General features: G+C 49.3%; 5 protein-coding genes. 1 reads left to right on the forward strand and 4 read right to left on the reverse strand.

The genetic code is table 11. The annotated features are described in order from the left end of the window. Positions 1 to 45 precede the first annotated feature (45 nt). A complete protein-coding gene (locus tag AC4BAN_RS03520; RefSeq protein ID WP_490562974.1) occupies positions 46 to 1,674 on the forward strand; it encodes a hypothetical protein in 1,629 nt (542 codons plus the stop codon). A gap of 36 nt (positions 1,675 to 1,710) precedes the next feature. Here the strand turns inward: AC4BAN_RS03520 and AC4BAN_RS03525 are convergent, their stop codons facing one another. From AC4BAN_RS03525 to AC4BAN_RS03540, 4 genes are all read right to left on the reverse strand, one after another. Then, positions 1,711 to 2,460 carry an SDR family NAD(P)-dependent oxidoreductase gene (locus AC4BAN_RS03525; protein ID WP_490562975.1) on the reverse strand — a complete coding sequence of 250 codons (750 nt, stop codon included), beginning with the start codon at positions 2,458 to 2,460 and terminating at the stop codon, positions 1,711 to 1,713. A gap of 3 nt (positions 2,461 to 2,463) precedes the next feature. After that, complete coding sequence (gene porT, locus AC4BAN_RS03530; protein ID WP_490562976.1) at positions 2,464 to 3,231, reverse strand: type IX secretion/gliding motility protein PorT/SprT; 768 nt, start codon at positions 3,229 to 3,231, stop codon at positions 2,464 to 2,466. Continuing rightward, positions 3,180 to 3,902 (reverse strand): bifunctional demethylmenaquinone methyltransferase/2-methoxy-6-polyprenyl-1,4-benzoquinol methylase UbiE, encoded by a 723-nt coding sequence (gene ubiE / locus AC4BAN_RS03535; protein WP_490562977.1) that lies wholly within the window; start codon positions 3,900 to 3,902, stop codon positions 3,180 to 3,182. Before ubiE ends, porT begins: the two co-directional genes overlap by 52 nt. Positions 3,903 to 4,048: 146 nt before the next feature. Next, the gene (locus AC4BAN_RS03540; protein WP_490562978.1) at positions 4,049 to 6,091 is read right to left on the reverse strand and encodes an OmpA family protein; all 2,043 of its coding nucleotides are present in this window, start codon (positions 6,089 to 6,091) and stop codon (positions 4,049 to 4,051) included. Between the last annotated feature and the right edge of the window lie 436 nt (positions 6,092 to 6,527).

Raw genomic sequence — 6,527 nt, forward strand, 5'->3', positions numbered from 1 at the left:
ATGCATACAATAAGCGGCTTAAAAGCCTGAATGGATGAAATACCTATGAAAAAGAACAAATTATATAGCTCATGCCTGGTGTTACTTTGCTTTCTGGTGACAAACAGTTGTAGCAACCGCTTTAGCCACACCGTCCGGCAGGTGCCCCACGCCACGCCTATAACCAGCACTCCCCCCAATTACGCCGATAGCACCATTGTACTGCCTGCAGGAGAGCACTACAGCAGCAACTGGCTCCACGAAATTTTGTATGGCAAACACTACCGCGATGTATGGAAGGCACCCGTGCAGGCACGGGTACTGGATATTGGCTCGGCTAAAGGAGGGTTAACCCCTAAACAAATGGGTGGAAGCCGGCAAACGATAAGCCTGCGGATGGAGAATCCCGAGGGAATTGAGTATGTCGTCAGGTCGTTGGATAAAGAGCCCGCCAGCGTGTTCTCCGAAAAACTGCAGCGGAGTTACCTCGCATACATTGTACGGGACGCCACTACGGCCTCTAACCCTTATGGCGCCCTGACGATTCCGCGCATGGCGAAGGCTATCCACATTTACCATGTTAACCCCGAACTGGTATATGTGCCCCACGATCCGCGCCTGGGCGTTTTCCGCGACAGCATTGGCGGCACCCTGGCCCTGCTGGAAAGACGTCCGGACGGTGACCAATCCGACAACCCTTCCATTGGCTATGCCACAAGTGTGAAGAGCACCCGCACTGCCCTTACAGAACGGCTTATGGACAATGACAACCACTTTGATGCCCGTTTTTATCTTCGGGCACGCCTCCTGGACATGCTGGTTGGTGATTGGAGCCGGCACGAAGATAACTGGCGCTGGGCCGAGGCAGAGGATGCTAACAAAGATCATCTATACCGCGCCGTACCCCGCGACCGTGACAATGTTTATTATAAATTTGACGACGGCATCATACCCTGGACTTTGCAACACCTGGGCTTTAAGCCCCATTTTCAGACATTCCGAAAAGACCTCACCAACGTTGAAAAGCTAAACCTGAGCGGACGCAACCTGGATGACCTTATTTTAGCGGAACTGGAGTGGCAGGATTGGAAAGAGGTAACCGACAGCGTGAAGTCCGAGCTTACGGACCAAGTACTTAAGGAGGCCCTTAGCGCTATGCCTGACCCTGTATACAAGTTAACCGGTGCTGAAACGCTTGCTAAACTAAAGAACAGACGCGATCATTTACCCGATATCTCGCGCCGTTACTTTAACGTTTTGGCCAAAGAAGTAACCTTGGTGGGCACGGATAAACATGAATTATTCGCCATACGAGTGCTTACACCTGATAAAGTTCAGGTAAAGGTGTACAAACAGGGTAAGGAGGGAAAAGTAAAGGAACTGATGTATACACGAACCGTAACTGCCGACAACACAGCTGTGCTAAAGCTGTATGGGCTAAACGGGAACGATCGTTTTGAAATAGAAGGAGACACGCCCTCTAACATTAAAATCCGCATTTGGGGCGGAGCCGGGGCCGATACGTACACGCTGAAATCCGGGAAGGGCAAACTTGGCGGCAAAATTTACATTGAAGACACACAGTACACCAACACGTATGATGTTGGCAAGCAGGTGTCTGTCAAGATAAAGAACGACATTGCCGCGCAGGACTTTGACGCTGAGGGGTGGCTGTTGCGCTACTACCTTGACTAAGCAGCCACACCCAGTACATACCCTGGGCATGACTGTTTATGCTTTTACAACAAGCGTGGAAGATGCCTGCGCCGCAGGAAGCACCAGCACTTCTGCCAGGTTTACGTGTGCAGGCCTTGTAACTATAAAGCTGATCAGCTCGGCAATATCCTGTGCCTGCAGTGCCTTGTAGCCGGCATAAACGGATGCGGCCCGGTCTGAGTCACCCTTAAAGCGCACTTCCGAGAACTCTGTCTCCACAAGGCCGGGGTTTACCTCCGAAACTTTGATGCCTTCCTGCACCAGATCAATTCGCATGGCCTTCGAGATGGCATCCACGGCATGCTTGGAAGCACAATACACATTACCGTTCGGGTATACCTCCTTGCCGGCAATAGACCCGATGTTAACAATATGCCCTTTGCCCTGCCTGAGCATGAGCGGCAGCACGGCATGGCTAACGTAAAGCAGTCCTTTTACATTAATGTCGATCATGGCATCCCAATCACCCACGTCTCCGTTCTGAAAAGACGCCAGGCCATGGGCGTTGCCCGCGTTGTTTACCAGCACCTCTACCTGCTGCCACTCCGCGGGCAGGGAGCTGATGGCCTGCTGCACGGCAGCTTTGTCACGCACATCAAAGGCCAGGGTGTAAACGGGTACATCGGTAATGAGCTGTTTCACTTCTTCCAGGCGCTCGAGGCGGCGCCCTGTGGCTATTATATGGAACCCTTTGCTGGCTAGCTCAATTGCCGTAGCCCGGCCTATGCCGGAGGTGGCACCTGTTACAAACGCTATTCTGGCCATTTTTTACTCAAAATGAAGTATAAATGAAATATTATGATTGGTCAGCTTTTGGATACTGTTGTTGTAAACGCTTGGGTTTGACACATGCTGATTGAGCAGGCCGTGGGAGAAACGGATCTCAGGGGCAAACTTAAAGAACGGGTAAAATATATCCACGCCAAAGCCATACTCCAGGGCCAGGTCAAAGGTGTTTACCACTAACTCGTTCTCATTATCATCCCCGCTTTTGGCGTTCCCGAGATCAATGCCGGGCTTTATGCCGCCCACCATGTACATGCGCACGTTGTTGTTGCGGCGCTTGGCTTTATACTTTAACAAAACCGGCATCTCAATTACTGTCGAACTGATCGTTTTAAGCACGTCCTGCCTTTCGCCCGTGGACTGGGGCGCGTTGGCAAACTCGGTGGTGCGCCCATAAAAGCCTACACCTGGCACAAAACGCGCATTGAGGTACTCGAAAATGCGCACATCCAGTACCAGGCCTGTGTAAAAGCCCGGCGATACCTTGGCATTCACCGCCATCGCGCCACCTGGATCTGCGGCAACCTGGTCGGCATAATCCTGTGAGTGCTCTATGTTATACTTGGTTAGGGGCATGGCCAGGTAAAACCCGTAATGCACGGTTTTATCATCGTAGCCCGGTTTATTTAGGCCCGATATCTTCTTTTGCGCCTCCGCTGTAGTTCCAAAGAATGACAGGAGGGTTACCCCCAGGAAAATTATTTTTTGCCTGTATAGATAGAGCTGATTCCGAATGTGAGCGAATACCATTTAGTGGTTTTAAATCCAACTTCCTTAAAAATGCTTATAAATTCCTCCCCGTCCGGAAAGGCCTGCACCGATTCTGGCAGATACGTATAAGCGGCATTGTCTTTTGAAACGAGTTTACCTACCACTGGTAGTATATTCTTGAAATAAAATTGATACAGCTGCTTCATCGGGAAGCTCCGCGGTTTGGAGAACTCCAACACAACGGCCATGCCGCCGGGCTTCAGCACACGGTTCATCTCGGCTAACCCTTTTTTGAGGTTCTCAAAGTTACGCACGCCAAAGGCCACCGTAATGGCATCGAAGGTATTGTCTTCAAAAGGGAGATCTTCCGAGTCGCCATACAGAAGTTCAATTTTATCTGTAAGTCCTTTTTTCGACAACTTCTCACGTCCTACGGCTAACATGCCCTCCGAGATGTCTACTCCCACAATTTTATCGGGGTTCAGGCGCAGGGTCTCGATAGCGAAATCAGCCGTACCCGTGGCAATATCGAGCACGTATTTCGGGTTCTCGGGAGCCAGCAGGTTAACGGCTTTCTTCCGCCACACGATATCGATGCCAGCACTCAGAAAGTGGTTCAGGAAATCATACTTGCCCGCTATGTTGTTAAACATAGTGGCCACCTGCGACTTTTTATCTCCGTTCTGGTCTTTGTAGGGTACTACCGCCATGGGTTATCTGAATGTTATTATCCGGGCAAAAATACTGTTCATAAAACTATAATCCGCAGATTATGTTCCGAAATATAAAAAAGCTGGCCGGATGTATACATTCGGCCAGCTTTCTATGTCCTCAACCCAGGCCCTCAACCTTTCCGCTAATTCCTGGCTTCGCCGGCCTGGTTCGGCTTATCAGATGTAAGCTGCTCTTGTGCGTCGTCGGGGAAGATAACTTTTATTTCTACCCTCCGGTTGAGCTTTCGGTTATCTATAGTAGTGTTCGGTACGGCAGGCTTGTCTTTGCCATAGCCTGCTTTGCTCATCCGTTCGGCCGCAATACCCTGCTTTAACAGGTACTTGTAGGCGGCGCTTGTCCTGTTTCTACTCAGCGACAGGTTATAGTCGCTGCTGGCACGGGAATCGGTGTGTCCTTCCAGGATGATCTTCATCTCTGGCCGCTCCTTTAGAATGCGGGCCACTATATCCAGCTTCTCCATAGACTCTGGCCGAAGCGCATACGAGTCGGTTTTAAAGTACAGGTTCTCCAGTTCCAACCCTGCCGCACTTAAAACATCCGCTGGCTCTGGAGCATTTGGCGCAGGTTCTGCAGCAGCTATCAGGTCGTTTTCCAGGGGCAGGTAAAAATTATGCCGCAGCACGGTGGTGTCATTCAGCACCATCGGCACTTCCAGCTCCAGGGTGGCCAGCAATTGCCCATTCTGCATGACCTCCACCTCATACACGCGCCCTGAAAGCACGTTTACGCTATAAGCGGCAGAATCAGCACTCGACTCATCCATGTAAACCAAAGGCGTTCTATCGGCCTGCGTCGACCTAAACACCAACTCCACGTTGGGAAGGAGGGCACTGTCTGCCTGCGCGAAAATTTGTCCCTTCACGTCAACCTCCCGGATGTAATTGATCGTGTAAATATCTTTTTCCCCATAACCTCCAATGCGATACGAGGACAAGTAGGCGTAGCTCCCATCCGGGCTTATCCTATAGTAGGTGTCATCGTCGGGGGTGTTGATCGGCGTGCCTAAATTAACCGGGGTGCTCCACTCTTGTGAAACCGAATCATACTTTGCCGAGAATATGTCATAGCCGCCCATCGTGTTATGCCCTCTGGAAGAGAAAAAAAGCGTACCGTCCTTTGCCAAAAAGGGACTGTCATCGTCAAAAAGCGTGTTAATAACGTTCCCGATGCTTTCGGGGGTGCCCCAACTGCCATTTTCCTCGCGATGCGACACATATATATCGAGGTCTCCTTTCTTAGAATAATGATTGGTGGAGAAAAAAAGCGTTTTCCCGTCTGGGGTAATGTAAGCATCCGATTCAAAATCGTGGGTGTTCACCTTATCGCCTATACTTTTAGGCGCTCCCCAGCTGCCGTCTGGCTGGCGCTCTGCCACCATAATATCGCGGTTGTTCTTTTTATCATCCCGATACAGGAGCATTTTAGTATCGTTCTCAAACAGTTGAATAGAGGCATCATGGCCTGAGCTGTTCAGGGCTCCCCGCACTACCGCTGTAGGCTCCCACTCATCGCCGGCAATCCGATGGGTCTCAAAAATATCCTCGTAAAACTCGCCGTCGGCAGCTTCTTTTCCGCCAGTCGCTTTCTCGCCGCGCGAGGTAAACAAAAGGTAGTTGTAATCAGAAGAGATGACCGGGCTATGCTCAGAGTAAGCGGTGTTAATGGTGCCACCCAGGTTTTTAACAAACACATCCTTCGGACTGGCAATTTCCTTCTTGGCATTCTGTGCATGCTCAATCAGGTTATCAACCTGACTTTTTCTGTCCTCTTCTCTTTTGGAGAGCAACTGCTTGTACGTATTAAAATAATTAATTGCCTCATCGAAGCGGTAGTTGATATGGTACACACGGCCAAGCCAGAAGTTGAGTTCACGGTCTATTTTCGGGTGCAGCTCCATTACCCGATCCAGGTAATCAATGGACTTCTCCTTATCAAAAGCCATGTAGCTGATACCGGCTTTGTACAGGGCCTTTTTATTTTTCGGGTCCCTGGCCAGCACCTTTTCAAAATAAGGGATCGCCTCCCTGTAGTTTTCCTTATTAAAGTATTTGGTGGCGGTTCGTAAGTGCGTGCGGGTACTTTGCGCCGAAACAGGCATAGCCAGCAGGCAAAGAAATACAAGCAACAGGCAAACCCTGGAGTGTAAACTGGTGAGATAAGGCATGGGGTAGAATGATTCTTTAATACTGAATGCTGGTAACATCTAAGGTAAAAACTTTAATCCAAAATTAATCAAACAAGTAGCCCAAGGCTATAAACCGCAGAATGCATTATGGCAAACAATGGCTTTTTTCAGGCGCTAACACTAAATGCCGGCTATAAGAAAAACTTATGTGGTCGCTAAATTGAATTGGACACTTTTACGCAACCGCAAAGATAGGAAAAGTGCAGTATAACACATCATGCTTTAGATATAAACCTCTGATTCCTAAATATAAACATAGGTTAATATACCATAGCGGCACATTATCAGCAGCACTAATTAACTCAAGTTGCGTGATACTTCACACGTTGTAAAACAAAAAATCTGTTCTGCCAATGGGCTGTGTACGTTTTAAAGTTTGGACACTTTCAAAATGCAACAGCCATGACAGAACAGA

This window comes from Pontibacter sp. GD13, from assembly GCF_058216355.1.